A 24,183-nucleotide genomic window follows, 5' to 3' on the forward strand; every position below is an offset into this window, starting at 1 on the left:
TCGCGCTGAGCCTCCAGCCTGACAGGCAACAAAGTATCTCTTTGAAAAGAGCCTTATCAAAAACGGACAGGATTAATGAGCCGGACAATTAAATCTGGTGAAGGGCTAAATGTAAATATGGTATACTGAAGAACGTAAAGTAGATAGAAACCTTATAAATGGTGGAGGAAAAAAATGACTCAGTATACACCAATGATCCAACAATATCTCCGAATTAAGGCAGAGCATCAGGATGCCTTTTTATTTTTTCGCCTTGGGGATTTTTATGAAATGTTTTTTGAAGATGCGATTCAGGCATCTAAAGAGCTGGAAATCACTTTAACGAGCAGGGACGGCGGAAACGAACGCATCCCCATGTGCGGGGTGCCATACCATTCTGCAGATAATTATATAACTCAGTTAGTAAACAGAGGATTTAAAATCGCAATCTGCGAACAAACCGAAGACCCTAAGCAGGCGAAGGGTGTAGTCCGAAGAGAAGTTGTCCAGTTGATTACGCCTGGTACAGTAATGAATGACGGATTGATTAAAGAAAAAGAAAACAATTACATTGTTTCCATCTCTCGCTTTGATGATCTTACATACGGATTGGCTGCAAATGACCTTACTACAGGAGAAACAATGGCAACACTTCTGTCTGGGACATGCGAGGATGTTATTAGTGAGGCTGCTTCACTGTCACCCAAAGAGATTGTTGTGTCCTCGTCGATGCCTGAAGGTGAGAGAAAGCTGATTAAAGAACGACTTGCAATCACCTTATCATTTGAAGAACAGTCTCATCTCCCGGATGCTTTCACTCACCTGGCAAAACATATTGATCAGGTAAAGCTTCTTGATGTGTTTGGCCGTTTATTGCATTACCTTGTCCGTACACAAAAGCGGTCACTTGATCATTTACAGCCACTAAAGCATTATCAGGTCAACGAGTTTATGAAGATTGACATGAACTCAAAGCGGAACCTAGAGCTTGTGGAAACGATCAGGGAGAAACGCCGAAAAGGGTCGTTGGTATGGTTTCTGGACCATACAGTTACAGCGATGGGCGGAAGGTTGCTCAAACAATGGGTTGAGCGTCCTTTGCTTAGTAAAACGACGATCAACCATCGGTTAAGCATCGTAGAAACGTTGATCAAGCAGTTTTTTGAAAGGGAAGCATTAAGAGACCAGTTAAAGCAGGTCTATGATTTGGAAAGACTGGCAGGAAGGGTTGCTTTTGGGAATGTGAATGCAAGAGATCTTGTCCAGTTGAGAAAGTCGCTTGGAAAAATACCAGAAATCAAACAGCTTGTAAGTGAGCTTGAGGATGAGTGTGCACAAAAGCTTGCTGCATCGATAAAGCCGTGCAATGAGTTGAACGGGCTGCTTCAGGAAGCCCTTGAAGAGAACCCTCCCGTTTCAGTAAAAGAGGGAAACATGATAAAGGATGGCTTTCACAAGGAACTTGACAAATACAGGGATGCAAGCAAAAACGGTAAAAGCTGGATTGCTTCACTTCAACAAAAAGAACGCCAGGAAACGGGTATTAAGTCATTAAAAATCGGCTATAACAGAGTATTCGGTTATTACATTGAGGTCACGAAGGCGAACCTTCATCTTCTTGCTGAAGGTAGGTATGAACGCAAGCAAACATTGACGAATGCCGAGCGTTTTATCACCCCGGAGCTTAAGGAAAAAGAAGCTCTGATTCTTGAAGCGGAAGATAAGATGATGGAGCTTGAGTACGAACTATTTTCGAATCTGCGTGAACAGGTGAAAACTTTTATACCGGAGCTTCAAGAGCTAGCAAAAACGTTAAGTGAAATCGATGTTCTCCAGGGCTTTGCATCGGTAAGTGAAGAAAACAGGTTTTGCCGCCCGGAATTTTCAGATAACCGCGAAATCAGGATAAATGAGGGGCGGCATCCTGTGGTCGAAAAGATGCTGGATGACCGAGAGTACGTTGCCAATGACGTGATGATGGATGAAGATCGTGAAATCCTGCTTATTACCGGTCCTAACATGAGCGGTAAGAGCACTTATATGCGCCAGCTTGCCTTGATTGCCATAATGGGCCAAATCGGATGTTTTGTACCCGCGACGTCTGCAGTTCTTCCAATCTTCGATCAAGTGTTTACAAGAATTGGAGCTGCCGATGACCTTGCAGCAGGCCAGAGTACGTTTATGGTAGAAATGCTGGAAGCAAACTATGCGATCACAAAGGCAACACAGGACAGTTTGATATTATTAGATGAGATCGGGAGGGGAACGTCTACTTACGACGGAATGGCTCTTGCCCAGTCTATCATCGAATATATTCACAATGAGGTCAGGGCAAAAACATTGTTTTCCACTCACTATCATGAATTGACCGTACTCGAAAAGGAACTTTCCCGCGTTAAGAATGTCCATGTAAAAGCAGTGGAAGAAAAGGGCAGGGTAGTTTTCTTGCATAAGGTTCATGATGGTTCTGCCGATAAAAGTTATGGTATCCATGTTGCGCAACTTGCAAATTTGCCAGACAGGCTAATAGAACGTGCAGCAGCAATTTTAAAAGAGTTAGAACGTCCTGTCCATCCAAACGGCCAAACTGTTCAAGCGGAGCAGGTTAACGAATCAGAAGCTGCCGCACAGCTTGCTGCAGCAGAAGAAGATAACGAAGCGCAGCTGTCATTTTTTGGGGGGAGCAAGAAAAAAAGTTTAGAATCTTTTTCAAAAGAAGAGAAAGCAGTTCTCCAGCTGTTGCGGAAATCCGATATTTTAGAGATGACGCCGATGGAGGCGATGAACATACTATACGATATGAAACGGAAACTAAAATAAGTCGTTATATTTAGTTAACCATGGAAGAGGTGAGAGTGATGGGGAAAATTATTCAGTTGGACGAGCAACTGGCAAATAAGATTGCAGCAGGAGAAGTGGTTGAGCGTCCTGCATCCGTTATTAAAGAACTAGTTGAAAATTCTATTGATGCCAACAGTTCAGAAATTACTATTGAAGTGGAAGAGGGCGGTCTTTCAAAGATCAGGGTTGTCGACAATGGAGACGGTATGGAAAGGGAGGATTGCAAGCTTGCCTTTTTCAGACATGCAACAAGCAAAATCAAAGATGAACGGGACTTGTTCCATATCAACACACTTGGATTCCGAGGAGAGGCTTTGCCAAGTATAGCTGCAGTATCCCACCTCGAGCTTAAAACAAGTAACGGGAAACAGGCTGGTACGTATGTAAACATTCAAGCCGGTGAGATAAAAGAATTTTCCTCAACGGATAGCCGTAAGGGAACTGAAATCACTGTCACGAACCTGTTTTATAATACGCCTGCACGCTTGAAACACATGAAAACAGTTAATACCGAGCTAGGGAACATTGCAGATATTATTAACAGACAGGCAATGGCGCATCCGGAAATAGCTTTTCGCTTTTATCATAATGGGAAAAGGCTGTTGTATACGAACGGGAACGATGATCTCCTTCAGGTGGTCGCGCAAATTTACGGTTATTCCGTAGCAAAAAAAATGATTTCATTAAAAAGGGATACGATTGATTTTAATATAAGCGGCTATATGGCGAAACCGGAAGTAACCCGCGCCTCAAGGCAGTACATTTCGCTTTTTATGAACGGAAGGTATATTAAGAATTATCCGATCAGTAAAGCGATTCAGCAGGGCTATCATACACTATTGCCGATCGGAAGATATCCGGTTATTGTATTGCATGTAGAGTTGGATCCGACTTTGATCGATGTTAACGTACATCCTTCAAAACTGGAAGCGAGAATTAGCAAGGAAAAAGAGTTGGCTGCATTGATTCAAACCGCCATCCAGGACGGATTTAAAAGAATCCAGCTCATACCTGAAGCAGCCGTACCGAAACAAAAGAAAGAAAGATCAGAGCAACCGTCCTTTTCTTTTCAGCATGCCGGATCAAGAGAAAATGAAGAAACTTATACAGCTTCCGAACAAAATTTTGAAAAAATGTTTCAAAGTGATTCGAAAAAGCCTGCCCAAGGAAACTATTATAACCAGGAACCTTTTTCAAAACCGCCGAAAAAAGCGATTGATCTCATAAACAAGGATATATTGGATAAGGATGAACTTAATGAAGAATCCGATAACAATCCAGGACAGGAAGAGATAGAATACTACAAGAAACAAAATGTGAGGGAAGAGGATCTGGAATTGGAAGATAAGGGCCTTTCTGATACTTCTGTAAAAGAAGAATCCAGAATCCCACCCCTGTACCCGATCGGACAGATGCATGGAACTTATATTCTTGCCCAAAATGAAAACGGCCTTTATATTATCGATCAACATGCTGCACAGGAAAGGATTAAATATGAATTTTATCGAGAAAAGGTCGGACAGCTTAATGATGAGGTTCAGGAAATGCTTGTACCTATTACGCTAGAATTTAGTAACGCTGAAACTTCAATCATTAATGAAAGGATGGAAGATCTGGCAAAGGTAGGCGTATTTTTAGAGGAATTTGGAAACAATGCGTTTATCGTCCATTCCCATCCACAATGGTTTCCAGCGGGCGAGGAACAAAGTACTATTCAAGAGATTATCGATGAAGTGCTAGCGAATAAAACGATAGATATAAAAAAGCTTAGAGAAGAAGCAGCCATCATGATGTCGTGTAAAGGATCGATCAAGGCAAACCGGCACCTTCGAGAGGATGAAATTTTCACTCTGCTCGAAACGCTCAGAAAAAGCATCGACCCATTTACCTGCCCTCACGGTAGGCCGATCATCGTTCATTACTCAACATATGAAATGGAAAAAATGTTCAAACGGGTAATGTAAATAAGAAGCAGCGACATTGTCGTTGCTTCTTATTATTTTTACTGTTCTTCTGAGAAATCTTCGTTAAAAATGTCACAATGTTAAAAGAAGAATAGGATAATAAAAAACGGAGTTGAAGTGGGATGTCTGCTGAAAGCATACAAGGTATTTGCAACGAATTCGGAAGAATATTAAATGGAAAAGCAAACGTGGACAATGGTGTTTGTTCCGTGAATATAAAACGGAACCTGCACGTTGAAATACAGGGTAGACCAAGCAAAGCAGAATTGGAAGCGGCTTTATCTTTCGAATCAATGGACCAGTATGGCAGGGCATTAAACCTTGGGGAAACAGTTCTGTTGACTGAAGAAGTTAATCCTTTTATGGATGTAATTAAAAGGAACGGTATACTCATCAGTGCACTTCATAACCACTGGCTGTTCACAAGTCCTAATATTTTGTACTTGCATTTTCAGTCAGTTGAGCCGCCGCTTCATTTTGCCTCAAAGGTAGCAGAAGCGTTTAAAGTGCTTAAGTACTAGGAGAGATCCACTTTTACACTTTTCCTGGTATGAAACAACAGAACGGCAGAAACCGTTCTGTTGTTTGATCAAGATTTAATCATTATTATTGTTGTGCAGGTCTAAGTCGTTTTCTCTTCTTTGTTCAGATGGCTCTTCATCAAGATCAGGTTCTTCTTCGTCCATCCCATTATTACGGATGTCGTAGTCTCTTTCATCCTCGTCTAATCCACCAGGCACAACATCTTCATCAAGGTCCGGGCTGATGTCATTATCATTCATATCGTTGTCTAAACGATTGTCGTCATTATCCAAACGATTAATATCATTACGGTCATCATTGATGTTTTGAATATCAGGATCACCGTTGTCATCATTATTCATGTTACAACCTGTCAATAATCCAGCGGTTAATAAAAGTGAAAAAGCTGAAATCTTAATAAGATGTTTCATTTTTTACCTCCGAAAAGTAAATTTTTATCACTTGTTATTATTTCTAATCTTTTTATAAATAAACGAAATACTTATTTCTATTTTTATCCATTAAGAAACAAATACCAGTATTGCTTTCAAGAACTTTTCGCAAAATAAAAGAAACGAATGAAAGGAAAGATCATGATGCAAAATCAAGGAAAATGGCTGCCGTTTGTAGCATCTGTAGGGCTCGGTGCTGCAGCTTATTATAATATGACGAGGAATCAAAATTTTGGAGGTACTATGCAACAGATGATACCTCTTGTAACAGGATTAAGCGGAGGAAAACAAAAGCAAAAAGATCAAACAAATACACAAACCCAGCAGCTCCAATAAAAAAACAAGTCCACTTCTCTAGGGTGGACTTGTTTTTATGCAGAGAGTTGACTAAAATGAAATGCATAATACATAAAAAAGGGATTTGATGAATGGGACATTATAAAGAAAAGTTAGTGACGATCCTTGGACCTACTGCAGTAGGAAAGACGAAAACAAGTATTGAAGTTGCAAAATCGGTCGGAGGAGAAATCATCAGTGGCGATTCTATGCAGGTGTATAAAGGGATGGATATCGGAACAGCCAAAGTAACAAATAGCGAAATGGATGGAATCCCTCATCATCTACTCGATATTAAAGAACCGACTGAAGCATTTTCTGCTGCAGAGTTCCAGGAGCTTGCGACAAAGTTGATCACAGACATAAACAAGCGTGGGAAAATACCGATCATTGCAGGGGGGACAGGGCTTTATGTAAAAGCGGTAACGCATCAGTATCACTTCTCTGAAGCTCCCTCTGACCCTCGATATAGACGTGAGTTAGAGGAATTCGCAGACAAAAACGGTCCGGTTCTTCTTCATGAAAAGTTGAAAAAAGTGGATGAAGAAAGCTATTCAAACATTCATCCAAATAATGTGCGTAGAGTGATACGCGCACTCGAAGTTGTCCATGCAACCGGCAGGCCTCTTTCAGAAAATAAAAGCAATAAGGAAGAGCGCTCTCCATATCATCTTGTAAACATAGGCTTAACAATGGATAGGGAAAAGCTATATAAGAGAATCGATCGCCGCGTTGATATGATGATTGAAGATGGTTTAATTGAAGAAGCCTGGAAATTATACAATGAGGGTGTTAGGGACTGCCAATCTGTACAGGCGATTGGATACAAAGAAATTTATTACTATCTTGAAAATAGAGAGACAAAAGAAGTAGCGATCGAAGAATTGAAGAAGAATTCAAGAAGATATGCCAAACGCCAATTAACCTGGTTCAGGAACCAGATGGAAATAAATTGGTTTGATATGACCGAGGACAGAGAACAAAAAATAAAGGAAATTGTTCAATTTGTTGCAGGAAAGCTGCAATAAAAAGAGAATGTAATTAGGGAATGTCTATAGAGAATAGAGGAGGACTGAATAATGAAGCAGCAAATTAATATCCAGGACCAATTTTTAAACACTCTCCGCCGTGACAACGTATATGTAACAGTTTATCTGTTGAATGGATTTCAATTAAAAGGACTAATCAAAGGGTTTGATAATTTTACTGTAACTCTTGAAACAGATGGAAAGCAGCAGCTCATCTATAAGCATGCTATTTCTACATTTGCTCCTCAGCGTGCAGTAGAATTAAATATGGATTCAGAAAAATAATGCAAGTCCCTCACGAAAGTGGGGGACTTTTTTGGATTACTTTTAAGCTGGCGATTTTTCCCTGTCCTAGTGTTTCAACTACTGTATTGTTGTTCTGAATTAACGTAATTATAATATCTTTTCAATGTTAGAGAAGATTTTAGGCCTAATCTTTGTTTGATGTCTTCTTCGGAAGCGTGTTGTGTAATTAAGTCTTTAACATAGGTTCGTCTCATATGCTGAGCGGAAATTCCCTTCCTTAACCCTGCTCTTGCAACCTCCTGGCGGATCATTTTTTGTACGGCAATCTCTGTTAACCGTTTGGGTTTCTCATAATCATAGTCCCACCGATATGTTTCCCGTTGAAAGTCGAAAGCTACGAAGAAGGGATCTTGGCTGTGCAGCCGGGGTCTTACAGCAACTGGTATTGTTTTAAAATAGTTATATAGTTGCTTTTTGTGTTCAGGCTTTATTTTGACTATCCGTTTAGTTTCCATGTTTTGTATCTCTAATTCATTTTGTTCAAAGTGAATGTCTTTCATATTTAAACTGACAAGCTCCCTAAGCGAGAGTCCATATTGCAAGAAAAGCTGAATGATACTGATATTTCTCTCGATCAGAAGGTGTCTGGTTTTAAGCTGGTTATCAGAGAGGCCATCAGGTGAAGAGACACTGCTGATCAACCTTTCTTGCTCTTTCGTTGAAATGAAATGTTCGGTTTTGAACTCTACCGATTCAGTCGTGTTGATCGAAAGTTCACTGACCGGATTGAAAGCGAGTCGTCCTATGCTTCTATAGAACCGGTACAGCTGGTTGATTACCGTTATTATTCTTTTTATCGTCCGTTCTGAATATCTTCTAGAAGTGAGCAAAAAATCGATATAACGTTCCAATTCTTCAGTGGTCAATGCCTTAATAGTATCAAAATTAACCTGTTGGGAAGAGGCGAGTTTGAGCCATCTATGAAAATCCTCAAGATCATACCGATACCGTTTTATCGTAGAAGGCTGCCTGCCCCTGGTCTCAAGAAAAGACAAATAACTTTCAAAGCAATCCGGCAATTTTTGTTCCATCATATCCAACTTGCTCAACTCCTCTCAAGCCCTATTATAACAAACCAAAAGAAAGCAGGTTACTTTCAAAAGAATGAAAATGAATTTTATGGAGATACTATGCCTAACAAAACGAGGACTGGGGGAAAATTAAATGGCTTTCTTCTCTAAACAACAACCTGAACCAATACCTGAAGTGGAAACTTCCGTGTGGTCATGTACAAACGACGGATGCTCAGGATGGATGAGAGAAAATTTTTCATTTGAAGCAACACCAGCCTGCCCGTTATGTGCTTCAACCATGCAGCCTGAGGTTAGGATGCTGCCAGAAATCAGTTAGTAGCGCGAGAATTTTCTCGTGCTTAATTTTATTCAGGGGTTCATTGAAAGGAGTAAGAAATGAACGAGAATATTAGCAGATTCCTATCATGGACAAAAGGAGTCATCATTCAATCCCGGGGTGTCTTAAAAGAAAAAATAAGCAATGCGTTAAACAGTGAATCGATAACGATCGAGGACCTGGCAACGATTATTAGATACCATCCAGAATCTAAAAAACAAACACAAGATTTTCTTGGGATCACGTTTGTAACCTGGACAGTAAATCACGGAGACAATCATTATCGGCTAATGGAAAAAGGGAAATATGGCGAAAAAATATTAGAAGTGGATGCAATAGTGGGTGGAGAAAAAATAATACGTTATCGAACTTATGAGAGCCGTTCCTCGCTCGAAAAGAAAATTTCGCTTCCAGCAGACCTTCTAGGTAATTAACAAGGCTAATATTTCCTGAGGAAGCGCATAAAACGACATTTTATTTTAAGCTGATTTATTTTAATAGATAAACGATAGTTGCCTATTAGAAGAAAAGCAGACCTTAACAGGTTCTTTTCTTCTTTTTAGTGTGCATTTTAGCGGAGCATTGGGCTGTTGTCACGGTTTGTGCCCCTATTGCGTATACTATCCTGTCAAACGAAAAGGGGTGAATGGCTTGCAGGGCTCCATTACGAAGCGTACTAAAGGTCAAATCAACGTTGTCCTAAATCAAAAGCAGGGAGAATCTCTTTCAAAGCAAGACACTTTTCTTTTAGATAAAGAAAGCCGTGACAAACATTATCCGTTGGATGTTATACAAAAAGAAATGGCAAAACTTATAGGGATGGATGAATTAAAATATCTCGTGAAAGAAATATATGCATGGCTATACATCAACAAGTGCAGAAAGGAAAAAGGACTGAAGGCAGGGAACCAGGCCCTTCATATGCTGTTTAAAGGAAATCCTGGTACGGGAAAAACGACGGTCGCACGATTGCTTGGCAAGCTTTTTTTTGAAATGAAAGTTCTTTCTAAAGGGCATCTGATCGAGGCGGAAAGGGCAGACCTCGTTGGGGAATACATCGGCCATACCGCTCAAAAGACCCGGGAACTGGTAAAAAAAGCTTCTGGGGGCATTCTCTTTATCGATGAAGCTTATTCTCTTGCAAGGGGAGGGGAAAAAGATTTTGGGAAAGAAGCAATCGATACATTGGTGAAAGCGATGGAAGATAAGCAGCATGATTTTATGTTGATTCTTGCTGGATATTCAGATGAAATGGAAAACTTTTTATCCTTGAACCCCGGATTGCCGTCAAGGTTCCCAATCGTGATCGATTTTCCCGATTATACGAATGATGAACTCCTTTCGATTGCCCGCCAGATGGTAGTTGAGCGTGAATATCTCATCACTAAAGAAGCAGAATGGAAGATTAAGCAATCGTTAATGAAGGCAAGATCACGCCATTCCGATGCAGCTTTCAGCAACGGGCGTTACGTAAGGAATTTGATTGAAAAGGCTGTTAGAAAGCAGGCTGTAAGGTTATTAAGAGAAGATGAAATAGACAGGGATCGGCTGATGACCCTTGAAGCTGCTGATATACAAGTAGAAGAATGAATTAAGGTCTGGTAAGATAGATGAAGATAAAGTCAAAATAGGAAGGATATCAGTGATTGAGACCAAATAATATCTCTAACCAGGAAAAAGCAATATTAGTTGGCTGTCATTTGTCCAAAGAATCAACAGAACGGTTTGAATACTCCATGGATGAATTGGCAGCTCTAACTGAAACAGCTCAAGGGACATCTATTGCAACAATTACCCAAAAACGGGAAAGGCTGGATCCGGCTACTTATATTGGCTCGGGTAAAGTGAAGGAAATAGCTGAACTGGAAGAAGAGTTGGAAGCGGATGTAATTATTATTAACGGAGAACTTTCACCAAGTCAGGTTAGAAACCTGTCGTCTTATTTCACTTCCAGAGTGGTGGACAGAACTCAGCTAATTCTTGATATTTTTGCACAGCGGGCAAAATCTAAAGAAGGTAAATTGCAAGTTGAGCTAGCCCAGCTTCAATACATTCTGCCGAGGCTGGCAGGTAAAGGGATCGAGTTATCCCGGTTGGGCGGTGGAATCGGTACTCGAGGTCCCGGTGAAACAAAGCTTGAAACAGACAGAAGGCATATACGAAACAGAATAAAAGATATAAAGCGCCAGCTCAGTACGATTGTCCAGCATAGAGAGCGTTACAGAAGCAGAAGAAAGCGTAATGAAGTTCTTCAAATCGCACTTGTTGGATATACAAATGCCGGCAAGTCCACAATTTTTAACCGGTTAACAGAATCGGACGCTTACGAAGAAAATAAATTATTCGCCACGCTCGATCCGATGACTAGAAGGTTAAAGCTTCCTAATGGTCTTGAAGTCTTGTTAACAGATACGGTAGGGTTTATTCAGGATCTACCGACGACTTTGGTGGCTGCGTTTCGCTCTACACTCGAAGAAGCGACAGAAGCAGATCTCATTTTGCATGTCATCGATGGTTCCCATCCTGACCACGACCAGCATGAAAAAATTGTTACCGGTTTACTGAACGAACTGGATGCAGCACACATTCCGGTTTTAACGGTCTATAACAAAAGAGACTTAATTGAAAACAGTTTTGTACCGGCAAGTATACATGACACCATTTTTATTTCTGCTTTAGAAATGGGAGATATAAGAAAGTTAAATAAAAAAATCGAAACGGTTCTTATCGATCAAATGGAATATTATCATTTCTTTGTTCCGCCGGAAAATGGAGCAAGCCTTTCGAAGCTGCGCTCTAAAACTGTGTTACAGTCTAAACAGTGGGATGAAGAGAAGAACCTATTTGAATGTAAAGGGTATGCGCCAGTTGCAGTCCTTCATAATATCGAGAAAGAATTGGACAACATCAGGTAGGAGATACATCATGTTTAAACACTTGCAATATGGCGAGGCTTTAAAAAGTCTCGCAAGATCGATCGAAGAAAAAATCGCTCCGGTACACCGGAAAATTGATGAAATAACAGAAGGCAACCAGTACAGGGTATTAACCAGTTTTCAACGATTAAGGATAAGCGATTATCATTTCACTCCCTCTACAGGTTATGGGTATGACGATGACGGGAGAGACACATTAGAGCAGCTCTACGCAGATGTTATGGGAACCGAATCCGGGCTGGTCAGATCCCAAATCGTTTCAGGAACACACGCGATTTCTACTGCCCTTTTTGGTGTCCTTAGACCGGGGGACAACTTACTTTATATTACTGGATCCCCGTATGATACGCTTGAAGAAATCGTAGGCTCAAGAGGAAACGGTTCTGGCTCATTAAAAGAATTTGGCATAGGATACAATGCTGTGCCGCTACTGGAAAACGGCAAAATTGATTTTGAGGCTGTACGTTTATCTATCGATGAAAATACGAAAGTGATTGGCATTCAGCGTTCGAAAGGATATGCCAACCGTCCTTCCTTTACGACAAAAGAAATAGAAGAAATGATTACATTTGTTAAATCAATAAAAGCAGATGTTATTGTGTTTGTGGACAATTGTTACGGAGAATTTGTGGAAGAAGTAGAACCCTGCCATGTAGGGGCAGATCTTATGGCAGGCTCCTTGATCAAAAATCCTGGAGGAGGAATCGTAAAGACTGGAGGCTATATTGTAGGAAGGCAAGACCTCGTGGAACTTTGCGGGTACCGGCTTACATCACCTGGGATCGGAAGGGAAGTAGGCGCCTCCTTATATTCTCTTCAAGAGATGTATCAAGGGTTCTTCCTTGCACCACATATAGTTGGACAGGCTTTAAAAGGAGCAGTGTTCACCGCTGCATTCCTGGAAGAAATCGGATTCGATACACATCCTTACTGGAACTCTCCAAGGACGGATTTAATCCAGTCAGTCCAATTTAACGACAGAGACAAAATGGTCGCGTTTTGCCAGGCTGTACAGTTTACTTCTCCTGTAAATTCTCATGTAACGCCACATCCCAGCCCGATGCCAGGATATGAAGACGAGGTCATAATGGCTGCGGGAACGTTTATACAGGGGTCTAGTATCGAGTTGTCAGCAGATGGTCCCATCCGCCCTCCTTATCTTGCTTACGTACAGGGTGGCTTAACGTATGAACACGTGAAAATCAGTGTTATCAGTGCGGTTAACGATTTACTTGAAAAAGGTTTAATTACCATGTAAATAGGTTATAAAAAGCAGGGGAGGTTAAGTCCTTCCCTGTTTTTTTAAGTGAAAGAAAAATAATGTGAGATTTTCTTACATACTTAAACACCTGTAGGAATTTTCATAGTATAGTGACAATAAGCAAAGGGAAGAGGAAGGAAAAATAAACTTCTGCAAAAAACTTCCCGCCCGAAAAGGAAGATTCTTTCACTAAATAGTATTGATTATTCTTGAGGAGGATTCAGTTTAAAATGGGAAAGTATAACAGAGAAGACATTCTAAGAATGGCAAAAGAAGAAAATGTTAAGTTTATCCGTTTACAGTTTACGGATATGCTTGGAATTATTAAAAACGTAGAAATTCCTTTGGATCAGCTTCCAAAGGCGCTTGATAACCAAATGATGTTCGACGGTTCTTCTATTGAAGGATTTGTCCGGATCGAAGAATCTGATATGCTTTTATATCCTGATTTAGATACATGGGTAGTTTTCCCATGGACGTCTGAAAAAGGGAAAGTTGCACGTTTGATCTGTGATGTATGTATGCCGGATGAAACTCCGTTTGAAGGAGATCCGCGTTCTGTGTTGAAACGTGTTCTTAAAGAGATGGAAGAATTGGGATTCACTGACTTTAACATAGGGCCTGAACCTGAATTCTTCTTGTTTAAAATGGATGAGAAGGGTGAACCGACTCTTGAATTGAATGATAAGGGCGGTTACTTTGACCTTGCTCCAACTGACCTTGGAGAAAACTGCCGACGTGATATTGTTCTTGAACTGGAAGATATGGGATTTGAGATTGAAGCTTCTCACCATGAAGTAGCTCCTGGACAGCATGAAATTGATTTCAAATATGCAGATGCAGTAACAACCTGTGATAACATTCAAACGTTTAAGCTTGTTGTTAAAACGATCGCACGTAAACACGGCTTGCATGCTACGTTTATGCCGAAACCATTGTTCGGTGTCAATGGATCTGGAATGCATGCGAATATGTCATTGTTTAAAGACGGCGAGAATGCATTCTATGATCCGAACGATAAGGACGGCCTAAGCGAAACTGCCAGACAGTTTATCGCAGGAACAATGAAGCACGCAGAAGCTTTCACAGCGATTACAAATCCTACTGTTAACTCTTATAAGCGTCTTGTGCCTGGCTATGAAGCACCTTGTTATGTTGCATGGTCAATGCAAAACAGAAGTCCGCTGATCCGTGTGCCGGCTTCACGCGGGTTAAGTACAAGAATTGAAGTCCGCAGTGTCGATCCTTCAGCAAATCCATACCTTGCAATGGCGGCGTTGTTAGCGGCTGGTCTTGACGGAATAAAAAATCAAATGAAAGCTGTAGCTCCGACAGACCGCAATATTTACGCGATGGATAAAGAAGAGCGTCGTGAAGAAGGAATTGCAGATCTTCCGGCAACATTAAAAGATGCGCTTGAAAAGTTCAAACAGGATGATGTATTGACTTCTGCTCTTGGAAGTCACACAACAGAACATTTCATTGAAGCGAAAGAAATTGAATGGGATATGTTTAGAACGCAAGTACATCCATGGGAACGTGAACAATACCTTACAACTTATTAAGACTATTTTAAAAGAGACGGCCGTTGCCGTCTCTTTTTTATACCTTTGACACGCTATGTGAATAATGGGAGGGAATAACTTTAATGAAAGGAAAGAACAATTAAGGAAATATATTGCTTTTTACAAACCGTTAACCCGGTGTGTAGGTTACATTCACATGAAAAATGGCCCCTTCTGCTAAACGGGCAGTGAGGCCATAAATGCTTAATGGATCGTTCTGAATACACCGATCACTTTTCCAAGGATAGATACATTTTGTAAGATGATAGGCTCCAAAGAAGAGTTCTCCGGCTGAAGCCGCACATAATCTTTTTCCTTAAAGAAACGTTTTACTGTCGCTTCTCCTTCTTCTGTCATCGCTACAACGATATCGCCATTTTGAGCAGTCGGCTGCTGTTTTACAATAACCATGTCTTTATCAAAAATACCTGCTTCGATCATACTATCGCCTTCGATTATTAAAATGAATGTCTTATCGTCCTGTACAAACTGGTCAGGGAGGGGAATGTATTCTTCGATATTTTCAATAGCAGTGATGGGCTGCCCGGCAGTTACTTTACCGATCACCGGGATATTAACAGTTTCACTTCTAGGAATCTGTTGTTCCTCTTCTAATCCCAGCACTTCTATTGCCCGGGGTTTAGTGGGATCGCGTCGGATGTAGCCTTTTTTCTCCAGCCTTGCTAGATGGCCGTGGACAGTAGAGCTTGAAGCTAAGCCGACTGCTTCTCCAATTTCTCTTACCGAAGGGGGATATCCCTTCTTTTTTACTTCGACTTTAATAAAGTCAAGTATATCCTGCTGGCGTTTTGATAGCTTTATCATATTTGGCACCTCGTTCCAATCTATCTATTTATTAGTAGTATACCAGAATTTCTGTTCGGGTACAAACGGTTGTTCGAAAAAAACGGTTGACACGAACAGAGGTTCTGTATAAACTATAAAACAGAACAAATATTCGTATCGGGGTGTATTATATGAAAAAGTCAGCTAATCAGTATACAGGAATGGACTATTTGTTAATAGTTATGTTTGTTATGATATTATTGTTTGTTATGACATCATTGATGACAGCAGCGAGTTCTCCTGACCTAATAGGATACAAAGAAGTAACCGTTCAAGCAGGTGATACCTTATGGGATATTGCTGATGAATATGAGGAAGATCATGAGCTGAGTAATGAAAAGTTCGTGAGCCTGGTAGAGAAGGCAAATGGGGTAAATGCAAACAATCTTATCGCAGGAGAAGTTATCAGAATCCCTGTTGAGCAATAAGTAAGGAGAGCAAACACATAAATGAAAGCAATCATATACTGTAGGGTCAGCACACAAAAGGAAGCGCAGTTTTCTTCCCTGGAAAGGCAAAAGGAAGAATTAATAGTTTTTGCTGATAGGAATGGCTTTGCCGTGAAAAGAATTATTGAAGAGAAACACAGCGGTTATGAGATAGACCGTGAAGGGATACTGGAAGTGCTGGACCTCCTAAAAGACGGAGAAGCAGATGCAGTTCTCGTTTCTGATGAAACCAGGCTTGGCAGAGGAAATGCAAAGATTGCCCTGTTGCATGCAATTCACAAATACGCTGGAAAGATCTATTCGATAAGTGACAAAGGGGAGTTGCAAATTTCCGAAGCTGATTCGATGGTTCTCGAAATAGTAGGTATCGTCGAAGAGTTCCAGAGAAAATTACACAACCTAAAGATTAAAAGAGGGATGGAAAACGCTGTGAAAAAGGGGTATAACCCCCGAAAGAACCTTAAAAACAATACATATGGGGGCAGAGACCGAAAAGAAGCCCCTCTTGAAGAAATAGTAAGGTTAAGAAATATGGGATTAACTTTTAATGATATAGCAGCCACATTAAAAGGATTTGGCTATAATGTCTCGAAAGCAACGGTCCATCGCAGATACAAAGAGTTTGAAGAAAGTCAAAATCAGCAACATTCTTGAGATTCTTTCCTTATTGCGTTACGATTGTGAAATAAGCGACGCGTATAAAGGAGTAGAAATATGTTATCAAAAGAAAAGATTGATCGTATAAATGAACTAGCTAAGAAAGCTAAAAGCGAAGGGTTAACACTATCTGAAAAAAAAGAACAACAGGGATTAAGAGAAGCTTACTTAAAAAATCTTCGGAAATCTTTTTCAAATCAACTTCATTCTGTAAAAGTTGTGGATGAAGAAGGAAATGACGTGACGCCCGATAAGTTGAAAAAGAGTAAAGAAAGAAGAAGAAACTCCCATTAATCCATTCTTTAAGGCCTAATTTTGCACGTTTGCGAAATTAGGCCTTTTTTATGGTTGCAATATTCTTAAAATTCGTTATACTGTTATATAACAAGTTGTTATATTACACATCAATAGAAAGGGTGGATTAGATGACTTTTTCAGTAACGGATTCTGCGGCGCGTTTTTATAAACATGAGATGGATTTGAAGAACGGGGATTGCCTCCGCCTGTTTTGCAGATATGCAGGAAGTGGTGCGGAAGGTGGTTTCAAGCTGGGAGTAATGGCGGATCATCCTGAAGATGGTGATTTTATACAGCAGTTTAACGGAATTAATTATTTTGTTCGGCCGGGAGACCAATGGTTTATTGACCAGATGAAGCTTGATTATGACGAATCCAACCAGGATGTAATTTGCGAGTTGCCGAGTATGGTATAACACGAAACCTGTACTATAACATTAATGTTATAGTACAGGTTTTCTTTTTGAACAAAGTACCCTCTAAAAAGCATTTTACTTTTGTATTCCCTCCAAGCGGTAAAGATACAAGCGTTATAAGGAGCAGTTCGTATAATGACAACTATTAAAATGAAAAGAAAAAAAGTTGGACAATATAAGGAAAGAAGGCTTGATCAATCGCCGTTTACTTTATCCCTTTTACAGAGGGAAGTTATAGCAAATTCTTGTACTCTGCAGCAATAAAGTATAAGATGATAACTAGAAAAATTATTCTATCGAAAAGGAAGGATAAAATGACACAGAATATTGATCAATTGGCTATTAATACGATTCGTACTCTTTCAATAGACGCGGTAGAGAAAGCGCAATCCGGGCATCCAGGAATGCCGATGGGTGCAGCTCCTATGGCATACGAGCTGTGGAAGGATTATATGAATCATAATCCTGGAAATCCTGAATGGTTTAACCGTGATCGTTTTGTGCTGTCTGCAGGGCATGGATCAATGCTTTTATACAGCCTGTTGCACCTTTTTGGCTATGATGTTTCGATGGAAGATTTAAAGAATTTCAGGCAATGGGGAAGTAAAACTCCTGGACATCCAGAATATGGTGATACGCCTGGAGTTGATGCAACAACTGGACCGCTCGGACAGGGGATAGCGATGGCTGTAGGAATGGCGATGGCAGAAAGACATCTTGCAAGCCAATATAACAAGGAAGGCTTTCCTGTTGTAGACCATTATACATATGCAATTTGCGGAGACGGAGATTTAATGGAAGGTGTTGCAAGTGAAGCTTCCTCTCTTGCTGGCCACTTGAAACTGGGACGTCTTGTTCTTATGTATGATTCAAATGATATTTCACTCGATGGAGACCTTGATCTTTCCTTTACTGAAAACGTTCAAAAACGTTTCGAATCTTACGGTTGGGAAGTTATTCGAGTGGAAGACGGAACAGATATTGATTCGATTGGAAAAGCGATTGAAAAAGCAAAAGAAAACGAAGAACAACCTACATTAATTGAAGTGAAAACCGTGATCGGATATGGATCTCCTAATAAATCCGGTAAGTCAGCATCCCACGGTGCACCGCTTGGAGAATCAGAGCTTAAGCTTACGAAAGAAGCTTACAAGTGGGATTTCCAGGAGGATTTCCATGTTCCTGAAGAAGTACAAAAGCATTTTGCGGCTTTAAAAGAACAGGGACAAAAGAAGGAAGCAGAATGGAACGAGTTAGTTAGTAAGTATGAACAAAAGTTTCCGGAACTTGCTAGTCAGCTGAAAAACGCGATTGAGGGTACACTTCCTGAAGGATGGGACAATGACCTACCTACTTACCAAGCAGGAGACAAGCAGGCAACAAGGGCTATTTCTGGTGAGGTTATAAATGCTATCGCAAAGGCAGTGCCTCAATTCTTTGGCGGAGCAGCCGATCTGGCAGGGTCTAATAAGACCTTGATCAAAGATGGCGGAGATTTCTTCCCAGGAAGCTACAATGGCCGAAACGTATGGTTTGGTGTTCGTGAGTTTGCGATGGGAGCAGCGATGAATGGAATGGCGCTTCATAAAGGATTAAAGCCTTTTGGCGGAACGTTCTTTGCTTTTTCTGACTATATGCGTCCTGCTATCCGTCTTGCAGCATTGATGAAACAGCCGGTAAGTTTTGTGTTTACACATGATAGTATTGCTCTTGGTGAAGATGGTCCTACCCACCAGCCGATTGAGCAGCTTCCTTCACTGCGTGCAATGCCAAACTTAACCGTCTTGCGCCCGGCTGATGCAAATGAAACAAAGGTTTCATGGAAAGTTGCACTTGAAAGCCAGGATCGCCCATCTGCCCTTGTTTTGACTCGCCAGGGCTTGCCAACACTGGATAGTTCTTCTGAACTTGCAGAAGAAGGAGTTAGAAAAGGAGCGTATGTAGTTAGTGAAGCAGAAGGGAAAGCATCTGCATTATTGCTTGCGTCCGGATCTGAAGTAAGCCTGGCAGTAGAAGCACAGAAAGCGTTGAAAGAAGATGGGATCAATGTATCCGTTGTAAGTATGCCCGCATGGAATCTTTTTGACGAGCAATCAGATGAATACAAGGAAAGCGTTCTTCCTTCTTCTGTTAAGTATCGACTGGCAATCGAAATGGCTGCACCGTTCGGATGGGAAAAGTATACTGGAGATAAGGGCGAAGTTTTGGGAATTAATCGCTTTGGCGCCTCTGCTCCTGCAGAGAAGTTAATGGAAGAATACGGCTTTACAGTAGAAAACGTTGTTTCTAAAGTGAAAGCTATGTTAAATAAGTAATAATTGCGAGGATGGGAACGATTGGTTTCCATCCTTTTTTTATTTCGACAAAACTAGTGCCTCCTTGCTCCACTAAGAGACAATCATTTTTCTTTCTGTACGGTATACTAACCTTTATAAATGTTGGGGCAAAAGGAGGGGCATAGATGAGGCATTATGTGATTTATCTCGTGAAAAAGGATATTGCATGCGATTATGTAGGAAAAGAACCAACGTTGTACCAACTTTTTTGCGACGAGAAAAAACACAGTGGTTCTCCGAAACAGCACTTGCTAACAAGGCAGATCGAATATATTACAAATCCTATTCCGATTCAATTGATAGAAAAAGCGATAAGTAAAGAACTGGGAGATTTTCGCTCATACGAATATCGTCGTGGTGGACATAGTTTATGTATCAAGCAATCGAAGAGCAACGCAACACTTTTTGTGAATAAAAGATATATCAATCTTTATGCAAACGGAAACTATGAAGCAGAAACGATATTTTTTGAAGTGTTAAGGAAAATCGAAGCATCTTTCTTAGCAGTAAATTTTCAATCGGAACAATTTGGCTGGCTTAACCCAATTAAACAGGAAAAAATGGTTTAACAAAAACAGGAAGCAGATGCCTTCCTGTTTTTCATTTTACAAAAAGCTTGTTCAAAGAAATGTCTACTATTTTATAAGGGTTTATTGTATAATCGGTTAGGGTTGTAGTACACTATTTTTAGAGATAGATGAAGGAGGAAGTTGGTTTATGTGGATTTATATTCTTGTGGGCCTTGTAGCACTGTTGGCTGGCGCTGCACTTGGTTTCTTTATCGCCCGCAAATACATGATGGACTATTTGAAGAAAAACCCGCCGATTAATGAAAATATGCTTCGTGTGATGATGATGCAAATGGGACAAAAACCTTCCCAGAAGAAAATCAATCAAATGATGAAAGCTATGAACAATCAAATGAACAATAAGTAATTGATTTAAATAGGCGCTCATGTCGATAATGGGCGCTTTTTTATTGTGATTTTAATAAATAGTTCAAAAACTTTCATCAAATTTTTGCATATCGTTGACGTATTAAAAGAGTATGATGATATGATAGAAATTGAAAATTAACAGCAGGAAGGATTTTAACATGAACCACTGGAAAGTTCTAAGTTCGGCTTTTTTATCGATTTCCATCCTATCCGGGTGTGCTGCAAATGATGGAACAATGCCGAATAATAATAATAAACAGCAACAAGAAGGGCAGCCAGCGAACCAGGAGCAAAATAACAGCAACAGTTCCGGGGAAACAAACACCAATAAAGACACAGATAAACAACAACAAGATAATCATACAGGTGAAGAGCCGGGAAACAATGATAGTGAAGATAAGAGTGACGAGAATTCATCAGATAAAAACCAGCAGGGCAGTGAATATCCTGGCCTTGAGGAAACTGTTAAAATGATAGAAGGAAAAAAAGTCGTAACAAACCCGGCCAGTATTTATGTAGTGGCAAATAAACAGCGGAATTTGCCGGCAGACTATACACCTTCAGATCTAGTAGAACCTGATGTTCCATTTCCGTTTGCAGAAGATCTTCCTAAAAAATTGATGAGAAAAGAAGCAGCCAGTGCTTTGGAAGAGCTGTTTAAGGCTGCACAATCAGAAGGCCTTGACCTTGTTGCACAGTCGGGTTACCGTTCTTATGAGAGACAGGATGCAATTTTTGCTTATAATGTCCAACAACGAGGAGAAGAAAAAGCAAATCAAGTCAGTGCACGGCCAGGACAAAGTGAGCACCAGACTGGGCTTACGATGGATGTGACGACTCCCACTATCAACTATGCACTGACAGAACAATTCGCTGAAACACCCGAGGGTAAGTGGGTCAAAGAAAATTCATATAAATATGGCTTTGTGATCCGCTATCCGAAAGGGAAGGAAGAAATTACGGGTTATCAATATGAGCCATGGCATCTCCGTTATGTAGGGAAAGAAGCTGCATCTGAAATCTATAAAAAAGACACAACACTTGAAGAGTTTTTCTCAAAGAACTAAATCGTTAAGGAATGTTCACACATCAACTTTGTTTCTTTACGTAAATTAGATAAAATGACATGGAGAAGGCAGTTTTGAAATGTGAAGTGAAGAACTTGTTGGAGGGGGTAAGTTATGACAGATGTAAACATTCTCCTGGCTTTTGGGGCCGGGTTTTTATCATTTATTTCTCCATGCTGTCTGCCGTTATATCCGGCTTTTCTTTCCTACATCACCGGTGTTTCAGTAGCAGAGCTAAAAGAAGAAAATGGGATGATGCAAAAAAGGGCAATATTGCACACCGTCTTTTTCTTGATTGGATTTTCAATTATTTTTCTGGTTCTGGGCATGTCTACTTCCTTGCTCGGTACTTTTTTCATTAAATATAAAGACCTTGTAAGACAGGTTGGAGCTATTATTATCGTGTTGTTCGGACTCGTCATCGTTGGCTTGTTTCAGCCGAAATTTTTAATGAAAGAACGCAAGCTCCATATTCGCAACCGTCCATCTGGCTATTTCGGCTCGATCTTGATCGGCATGGGTTTTGCGGCAGGGTGGACACCCTGTACTGGACCGATCCTGGCGGCGGTAATTGCACTTGGCGTAACAAACCCAAATGCGGGTATGCTATATATGATCGCCTATACACTTGGATTTGCGGTTCCGTTTTTACTAATGTCATTTTTCATCGGAAAAATGCAATGGATTAAGAGAAACAACCAGAAGATCGTTAAAATTGGCGGTTATCTTATGATCACTATGGGGGTTTTCTTGTATTTTAACTGGATGACTCTGTTTACCTCATTTTTAGTCAATAAAGTGTTCGGGGGCTTCCAGGGCTTCTAAAAACGTTTTAGAAAGGAAGATGCGCTTGAAAAACGTGACAAATGACTTAATTTTAAAAACAGCAACGACCATAATCGTTTTCCTTATTCTTGGTTTTTCGGTTTATCTCTTTTTTGCCGGCCATAATGCACCTGGAGGAGGATTTATTGGCGGACTTATGACTTCAGGTGCATTTGTCCTGCTATACATAGCTTACGGATTTCAGACGATGAATCGAGTGGTAAAGATCGATTTTAAGACTTTTATACCGATAGGATTGACGATAGCGGTGTTAAGCGGTGTTGGCTCATTTTTATATGGGCAGCCATTTTTAAGCCATACAGACGGTTACTTTCATTTACCTATTATAGGCAAGGCACACCTTGCTACTGCAATGATATTTGATCTTGGGGTCTACTTCACGGTTATTGGAGTAACGATGACGATTATTTTATCGATCGCAAAAGATGAAGGCGAACAGGTTGAAAACGCCGAATAGAAAAAGAAGGCAGTTGAATGGTCAACTGTCTTCTTTCTTGTCATATAAAGGTTTTACTATTTTTTCAGGGGGAGAATGATCGAAGGGTTTTCTTTAGATCAAGTCACTTGTGCTTGTATTTTGGTCAGATTATACATACAATATGTATAGAGTGAAAACCTCGTTTTCTTTATTATAGAGAGGGATGGATATATGATTTTACTGAGCACGATTATCGGTGCGATCATGGCGCTTGGTGTTATCTTCATTCGTTTGAAGGCCAGCCAAAAGCCTGTAAGTGCAAAAAAAATTATACTCCCGCCGATTTTCATGTCGACCGGTTTTCTGATGTTTGTGGTTCCTCAGACATGGGTTCCTTTATATGAAGCAGCGGAAGCATTCTCTGTTGGAGCAATCTTTTCGTTATTATTGATCAAAACTTCGCAGTTTCATATCAAATCAGATCAAATCTATTTAAAACGTTCAAAGGCATTCGCTTTTATATTAATAGGATTATTAGTGTTTAGAATTGCATTAAAAACGTATCTTGGTCAGTACATCTCAGTTGTCCAGACGAGCTCCTTGTTCTTTATCCTGGCGTTCGGGATGATATTGCCCTGGAGGGTGGCGATGTATATTCAATATAAGCGGATGGAACGCAATTTGATCCACCGTTTGAAGTTTCAGCAAACAACATAATTTAAACAGAAAAAACTCGCTTAAGCCATTTGGCCAAGCGAGTTTTTTCTTATGCATTAAAGCGTTAAAAAAGATGCTGGTAAGGCTGAACGTCAATATGCTTTTCATGTAACGTTTTGATCAGCCACTTGTGGTCTCTTTTAGGAGTAGCAAGGATATACCCCTTGATAATCATCTCCTGATTCATTTCTTTTGCGTTTTGTTCGACTGCGATTTTCCCTATTTTTCCAGCGATTTTATTCCTGGCAACATCTCGAAACAGCTCAGGTACCGGTTTTACAAGTTCTTCAAGAAGATCCCTTTGTTCCTGTGACCAGAGATGTTTTGTTTTCTCAATATAATAGTCTTCCCAGTCAAGGATCGATTTGCCGTCCTCTTTCGGAAGCCGTTTTAAGAATTTGCGGAACATAAAATATCCGCCTATAAAGAACAATGTAATCAATAAGATAGACCATAATACGATAAACCATTGAAACCAGCCTGCCAAAGGTTTCACCTCTTCATAATCATGTTTCTTGTATGATAATTACTAGGTGACATTATACCGTTAGTCATACTTGAAAATCAAGTGACAGAAAAAAGTACTGGATTGCTGGATAGGTAAAAATAACTAAATTTTAAATGAAAACGGTTAAATAAACTGAATTACATGTTTT

General features: G+C 40.3%; 27 protein-coding genes. 23 read left to right on the plus strand and 4 right to left on the minus strand.

Translation table 11 applies throughout. The features are described 5' to 3' along the window. Positions 1-174: 174 nt before the first annotated feature. From mutS to FCL54_RS09690, 3 genes are all read left to right on the plus strand, one after another. A complete protein-coding gene (gene mutS, locus FCL54_RS09680) occupies positions 175-2,799 on the plus strand; it encodes a DNA mismatch repair protein MutS (RefSeq protein WP_138125811.1) in 2,625 nt (874 codons plus the stop codon). A gap of 38 nt (positions 2,800-2,837) precedes the next feature. Then, complete coding sequence (gene mutL, locus FCL54_RS09685) at positions 2,838-4,784, plus strand: DNA mismatch repair endonuclease MutL (RefSeq protein ID WP_138125813.1); 1,947 nt, start codon at positions 2,838-2,840, stop codon at positions 4,782-4,784. Positions 4,785-4,906: 122 nt separating this feature from the next. Beyond that, positions 4,907-5,305: a DUF1259 domain-containing protein gene (locus FCL54_RS09690; RefSeq protein WP_138125815.1), complete on the plus strand. Its 399-nt coding sequence runs from the start codon at positions 4,907-4,909 to the stop codon at positions 5,303-5,305. Positions 5,306-5,380: 75 nt separating this feature from the next. On the opposite strand, the gene FCL54_RS09695 is transcribed toward FCL54_RS09690, so the two are convergent. Beyond that, positions 5,381-5,737 carry a hypothetical protein gene (locus FCL54_RS09695; RefSeq protein WP_138125817.1) on the minus strand — a complete coding sequence of 119 codons (357 nt, stop codon included), beginning with the start codon at positions 5,735-5,737 and terminating at the stop codon, positions 5,381-5,383. A 162-nt stretch (positions 5,738-5,899) separates the two neighbouring features. Here FCL54_RS09695 and FCL54_RS09700 point away from each other — a divergent pair, with 162 nt between their 5' ends. The 3 genes from FCL54_RS09700 to hfq all read left to right on the plus strand — a co-directional run bounded on the left by FCL54_RS09700 (position 5,900) and on the right by hfq (position 7,407). Continuing rightward, positions 5,900-6,094: a hypothetical protein gene (locus tag FCL54_RS09700; protein WP_246055193.1), complete on the plus strand. Its 195-nt coding sequence runs from the start codon at positions 5,900-5,902 to the stop codon at positions 6,092-6,094. A gap of 92 nt (positions 6,095-6,186) precedes the next feature. Continuing rightward, complete coding sequence (gene miaA, locus FCL54_RS09705; protein WP_138125819.1) at positions 6,187-7,122, plus strand: tRNA (adenosine(37)-N6)-dimethylallyltransferase MiaA; 936 nt, start codon at positions 6,187-6,189, stop codon at positions 7,120-7,122. A gap of 51 nt (positions 7,123-7,173) precedes the next feature. Beyond that, positions 7,174-7,407 (plus strand): RNA chaperone Hfq, encoded by a 234-nt coding sequence (gene hfq, locus FCL54_RS09710; RefSeq protein ID WP_138125821.1) that lies wholly within the window; start codon positions 7,174-7,176, stop codon positions 7,405-7,407. A gap of 74 nt (positions 7,408-7,481) precedes the next feature. Here the strand turns inward: hfq and FCL54_RS09715 are convergent, their stop codons facing one another. Further along, complete coding sequence (locus tag FCL54_RS09715) at positions 7,482-8,462, minus strand: tyrosine-type recombinase/integrase (RefSeq protein WP_138126231.1); 981 nt, start codon at positions 8,460-8,462, stop codon at positions 7,482-7,484. Positions 8,463-8,592: 130 nt separating this feature from the next. On the opposite strand from FCL54_RS09715, the gene FCL54_RS09720 reads away from it, so the two are divergent. The 6 genes from FCL54_RS09720 to glnA all read left to right on the plus strand — a co-directional run bounded on the left by FCL54_RS09720 (position 8,593) and on the right by glnA (position 14,540). Beyond that, on the plus strand, positions 8,593-8,778 hold the full coding sequence (locus FCL54_RS09720) for a cold-shock protein (protein WP_138125823.1): 186 nt from the start codon (positions 8,593-8,595) through the stop codon (positions 8,776-8,778). Between the two features lie 59 nt (positions 8,779-8,837). Further along, a complete protein-coding gene (locus tag FCL54_RS09725) occupies positions 8,838-9,212 on the plus strand; it encodes a hypothetical protein (protein ID WP_138125825.1) in 375 nt (124 codons plus the stop codon). A gap of 217 nt (positions 9,213-9,429) precedes the next feature. Then, the gene (gene spoVK, locus FCL54_RS09730) at positions 9,430-10,368 is read left to right on the plus strand and encodes a stage V sporulation protein K (protein WP_138125827.1); all 939 of its coding nucleotides are present in this window, start codon (positions 9,430-9,432) and stop codon (positions 10,366-10,368) included. Between the two features lie 56 nt (positions 10,369-10,424). After that, positions 10,425-11,693, plus strand: coding sequence for a GTPase HflX (hflX, locus tag FCL54_RS09735; protein ID WP_246055194.1), 1,269 nt, complete (start codon positions 10,425-10,427; stop codon positions 11,691-11,693). 10 nt (positions 11,694-11,703) lie between these two features. Continuing rightward, the gene (locus FCL54_RS09740; protein WP_138125829.1) at positions 11,704-12,972 is read left to right on the plus strand and encodes a methionine gamma-lyase family protein; all 1,269 of its coding nucleotides are present in this window, start codon (positions 11,704-11,706) and stop codon (positions 12,970-12,972) included. Between the two features lie 233 nt (positions 12,973-13,205). After that, entirely contained in the window at positions 13,206-14,540 is a 1,335-nt protein-coding gene (gene glnA, locus FCL54_RS09745; RefSeq protein ID WP_138125831.1) for a type I glutamate--ammonia ligase, read from the plus strand. Positions 14,541-14,744: 204 nt separating this feature from the next. Here glnA and lexA read toward each other — a convergent pair whose 3' ends face one another. Further along, complete coding sequence (gene lexA, locus FCL54_RS09750; protein ID WP_138125833.1) at positions 14,745-15,365, minus strand: transcriptional repressor LexA; 621 nt, start codon at positions 15,363-15,365, stop codon at positions 14,745-14,747. Between the two features lie 152 nt (positions 15,366-15,517). Between lexA and yneA the strand changes: the two genes are divergently transcribed. The 11 genes from yneA to FCL54_RS09805 all read left to right on the plus strand — a co-directional run bounded on the left by yneA (position 15,518) and on the right by FCL54_RS09805 (position 23,527). Beyond that, complete coding sequence (gene yneA / locus FCL54_RS09755; protein WP_138125835.1) at positions 15,518-15,814, plus strand: cell division suppressor protein YneA; 297 nt, start codon at positions 15,518-15,520, stop codon at positions 15,812-15,814. A gap of 21 nt (positions 15,815-15,835) precedes the next feature. Next, entirely contained in the window at positions 15,836-16,489 is a 654-nt protein-coding gene (locus FCL54_RS09760) for a YneB family resolvase-like protein (protein WP_138125837.1), read from the plus strand. Positions 16,490-16,549: 60 nt separating this feature from the next. Continuing rightward, complete coding sequence (locus FCL54_RS09765) at positions 16,550-16,786, plus strand: DUF896 domain-containing protein (RefSeq protein ID WP_138125839.1); 237 nt, start codon at positions 16,550-16,552, stop codon at positions 16,784-16,786. Positions 16,787-16,917: 131 nt separating this feature from the next. Further along, a complete protein-coding gene (locus tag FCL54_RS09770) occupies positions 16,918-17,205 on the plus strand; it encodes a HesB/YadR/YfhF family protein (RefSeq protein ID WP_138125841.1) in 288 nt (95 codons plus the stop codon). A 314-nt stretch (positions 17,206-17,519) separates the two neighbouring features. Beyond that, complete coding sequence (gene tkt, locus FCL54_RS09775) at positions 17,520-19,520, plus strand: transketolase (RefSeq protein WP_138125843.1); 2,001 nt, start codon at positions 17,520-17,522, stop codon at positions 19,518-19,520. A gap of 146 nt (positions 19,521-19,666) precedes the next feature. Continuing rightward, entirely contained in the window at positions 19,667-20,110 is a 444-nt protein-coding gene (gene sirA / locus FCL54_RS09780; protein WP_138125845.1) for a sporulation inhibitor of replication protein SirA, read from the plus strand. A gap of 148 nt (positions 20,111-20,258) precedes the next feature. Next, a complete protein-coding gene (locus FCL54_RS09785; RefSeq protein WP_138125847.1) occupies positions 20,259-20,477 on the plus strand; it encodes a YneF family protein in 219 nt (72 codons plus the stop codon). A gap of 160 nt (positions 20,478-20,637) precedes the next feature. Then, positions 20,638-21,546 carry a M15 family metallopeptidase gene (locus FCL54_RS09790; protein WP_246055195.1) on the plus strand — a complete coding sequence of 303 codons (909 nt, stop codon included), beginning with the start codon at positions 20,638-20,640 and terminating at the stop codon, positions 21,544-21,546. Between the two features lie 114 nt (positions 21,547-21,660). Continuing rightward, positions 21,661-22,371, plus strand: coding sequence for a cytochrome c biogenesis CcdA family protein (locus FCL54_RS09795; RefSeq protein WP_138125849.1), 711 nt, complete (start codon positions 21,661-21,663; stop codon positions 22,369-22,371). A 25-nt stretch (positions 22,372-22,396) separates the two neighbouring features. Beyond that, entirely contained in the window at positions 22,397-22,849 is a 453-nt protein-coding gene (locus FCL54_RS09800; protein ID WP_246055196.1) for a Na(+)/H(+) antiporter subunit B, read from the plus strand. A 192-nt stretch (positions 22,850-23,041) separates the two neighbouring features. Next, positions 23,042-23,527, plus strand: a complete 486-nt coding sequence (locus tag FCL54_RS09805) for a CcdC family protein (RefSeq protein ID WP_138125853.1) — start codon at positions 23,042-23,044, stop codon at positions 23,525-23,527. Between the two features lie 64 nt (positions 23,528-23,591). Here FCL54_RS09805 and FCL54_RS09810 read toward each other — a convergent pair whose 3' ends face one another. After that, positions 23,592-24,014 (minus strand): DUF2621 domain-containing protein, encoded by a 423-nt coding sequence (locus FCL54_RS09810; RefSeq protein WP_138125855.1) that lies wholly within the window; start codon positions 24,012-24,014, stop codon positions 23,592-23,594. Positions 24,015-24,183: the final 169 nt, after the last annotated feature.

Origin of the sequence: Exobacillus caeni (assembly GCF_005747095.1) — a bacterium.
GTDB lineage: Bacteria > Bacillota > Bacilli > Bacillales > Guptibacillaceae > Exobacillus > Exobacillus caeni.

Bases quoted from the DNA above. Each gene is read 5' to 3' on its own strand.
- mutS (WP_138125811.1), top strand. From the start codon at position 175: ATGACTCAGTATACACCAATGATCCAACAATATCTCCGAATTAAGGCA.
- mutL (WP_138125813.1), top strand. From the start codon at position 2,838: ATGGGGAAAATTATTCAGTTGGACGAGCAACTGGCAAATAAGATTGCA.
- FCL54_RS09690 (WP_138125815.1), top strand. From the start codon at position 4,907: ATGTCTGCTGAAAGCATACAAGGTATTTGCAACGAATTCGGAAGAATA.
- FCL54_RS09695 (WP_138125817.1), bottom strand. From the start codon at position 5,737: ATGAAACATCTTATTAAGATTTCAGCTTTTTCACTTTTATTAACCGCT.
- FCL54_RS09700 (WP_246055193.1), top strand. From the start codon at position 5,900: ATGATGCAAAATCAAGGAAAATGGCTGCCGTTTGTAGCATCTGTAGGG.
- miaA (WP_138125819.1), top strand. From the start codon at position 6,187: ATGGGACATTATAAAGAAAAGTTAGTGACGATCCTTGGACCTACTGCA.
- hfq (WP_138125821.1), top strand. From the start codon at position 7,174: ATGAAGCAGCAAATTAATATCCAGGACCAATTTTTAAACACTCTCCGC.
- FCL54_RS09715 (WP_138126231.1), bottom strand. From the start codon at position 8,462: ATGATGGAACAAAAATTGCCGGATTGCTTTGAAAGTTATTTGTCTTTT.
- FCL54_RS09720 (WP_138125823.1), top strand. From the start codon at position 8,593: ATGGCTTTCTTCTCTAAACAACAACCTGAACCAATACCTGAAGTGGAA.
- FCL54_RS09725 (WP_138125825.1), top strand. From the start codon at position 8,838: ATGAACGAGAATATTAGCAGATTCCTATCATGGACAAAAGGAGTCATC.
- FCL54_RS09740 (WP_138125829.1), top strand. From the start codon at position 11,704: ATGTTTAAACACTTGCAATATGGCGAGGCTTTAAAAAGTCTCGCAAGA.
- glnA (WP_138125831.1), top strand. From the start codon at position 13,206: ATGGGAAAGTATAACAGAGAAGACATTCTAAGAATGGCAAAAGAAGAA.
- lexA (WP_138125833.1), bottom strand. From the start codon at position 15,365: ATGATAAAGCTATCAAAACGCCAGCAGGATATACTTGACTTTATTAAA.
- yneA (WP_138125835.1), top strand. From the start codon at position 15,518: ATGAAAAAGTCAGCTAATCAGTATACAGGAATGGACTATTTGTTAATA.
- FCL54_RS09760 (WP_138125837.1), top strand. From the start codon at position 15,836: ATGAAAGCAATCATATACTGTAGGGTCAGCACACAAAAGGAAGCGCAG.
- FCL54_RS09765 (WP_138125839.1), top strand. From the start codon at position 16,550: ATGTTATCAAAAGAAAAGATTGATCGTATAAATGAACTAGCTAAGAAA.
- FCL54_RS09770 (WP_138125841.1), top strand. From the start codon at position 16,918: ATGACTTTTTCAGTAACGGATTCTGCGGCGCGTTTTTATAAACATGAG.
- tkt (WP_138125843.1), top strand. From the start codon at position 17,520: ATGACACAGAATATTGATCAATTGGCTATTAATACGATTCGTACTCTT.
- sirA (WP_138125845.1), top strand. From the start codon at position 19,667: ATGAGGCATTATGTGATTTATCTCGTGAAAAAGGATATTGCATGCGAT.
- FCL54_RS09785 (WP_138125847.1), top strand. From the start codon at position 20,259: ATGTGGATTTATATTCTTGTGGGCCTTGTAGCACTGTTGGCTGGCGCT.
- FCL54_RS09790 (WP_246055195.1), top strand. From the start codon at position 20,638: ATGAACCACTGGAAAGTTCTAAGTTCGGCTTTTTTATCGATTTCCATC.
- FCL54_RS09795 (WP_138125849.1), top strand. From the start codon at position 21,661: ATGACAGATGTAAACATTCTCCTGGCTTTTGGGGCCGGGTTTTTATCA.
- FCL54_RS09805 (WP_138125853.1), top strand. From the start codon at position 23,042: ATGATTTTACTGAGCACGATTATCGGTGCGATCATGGCGCTTGGTGTT.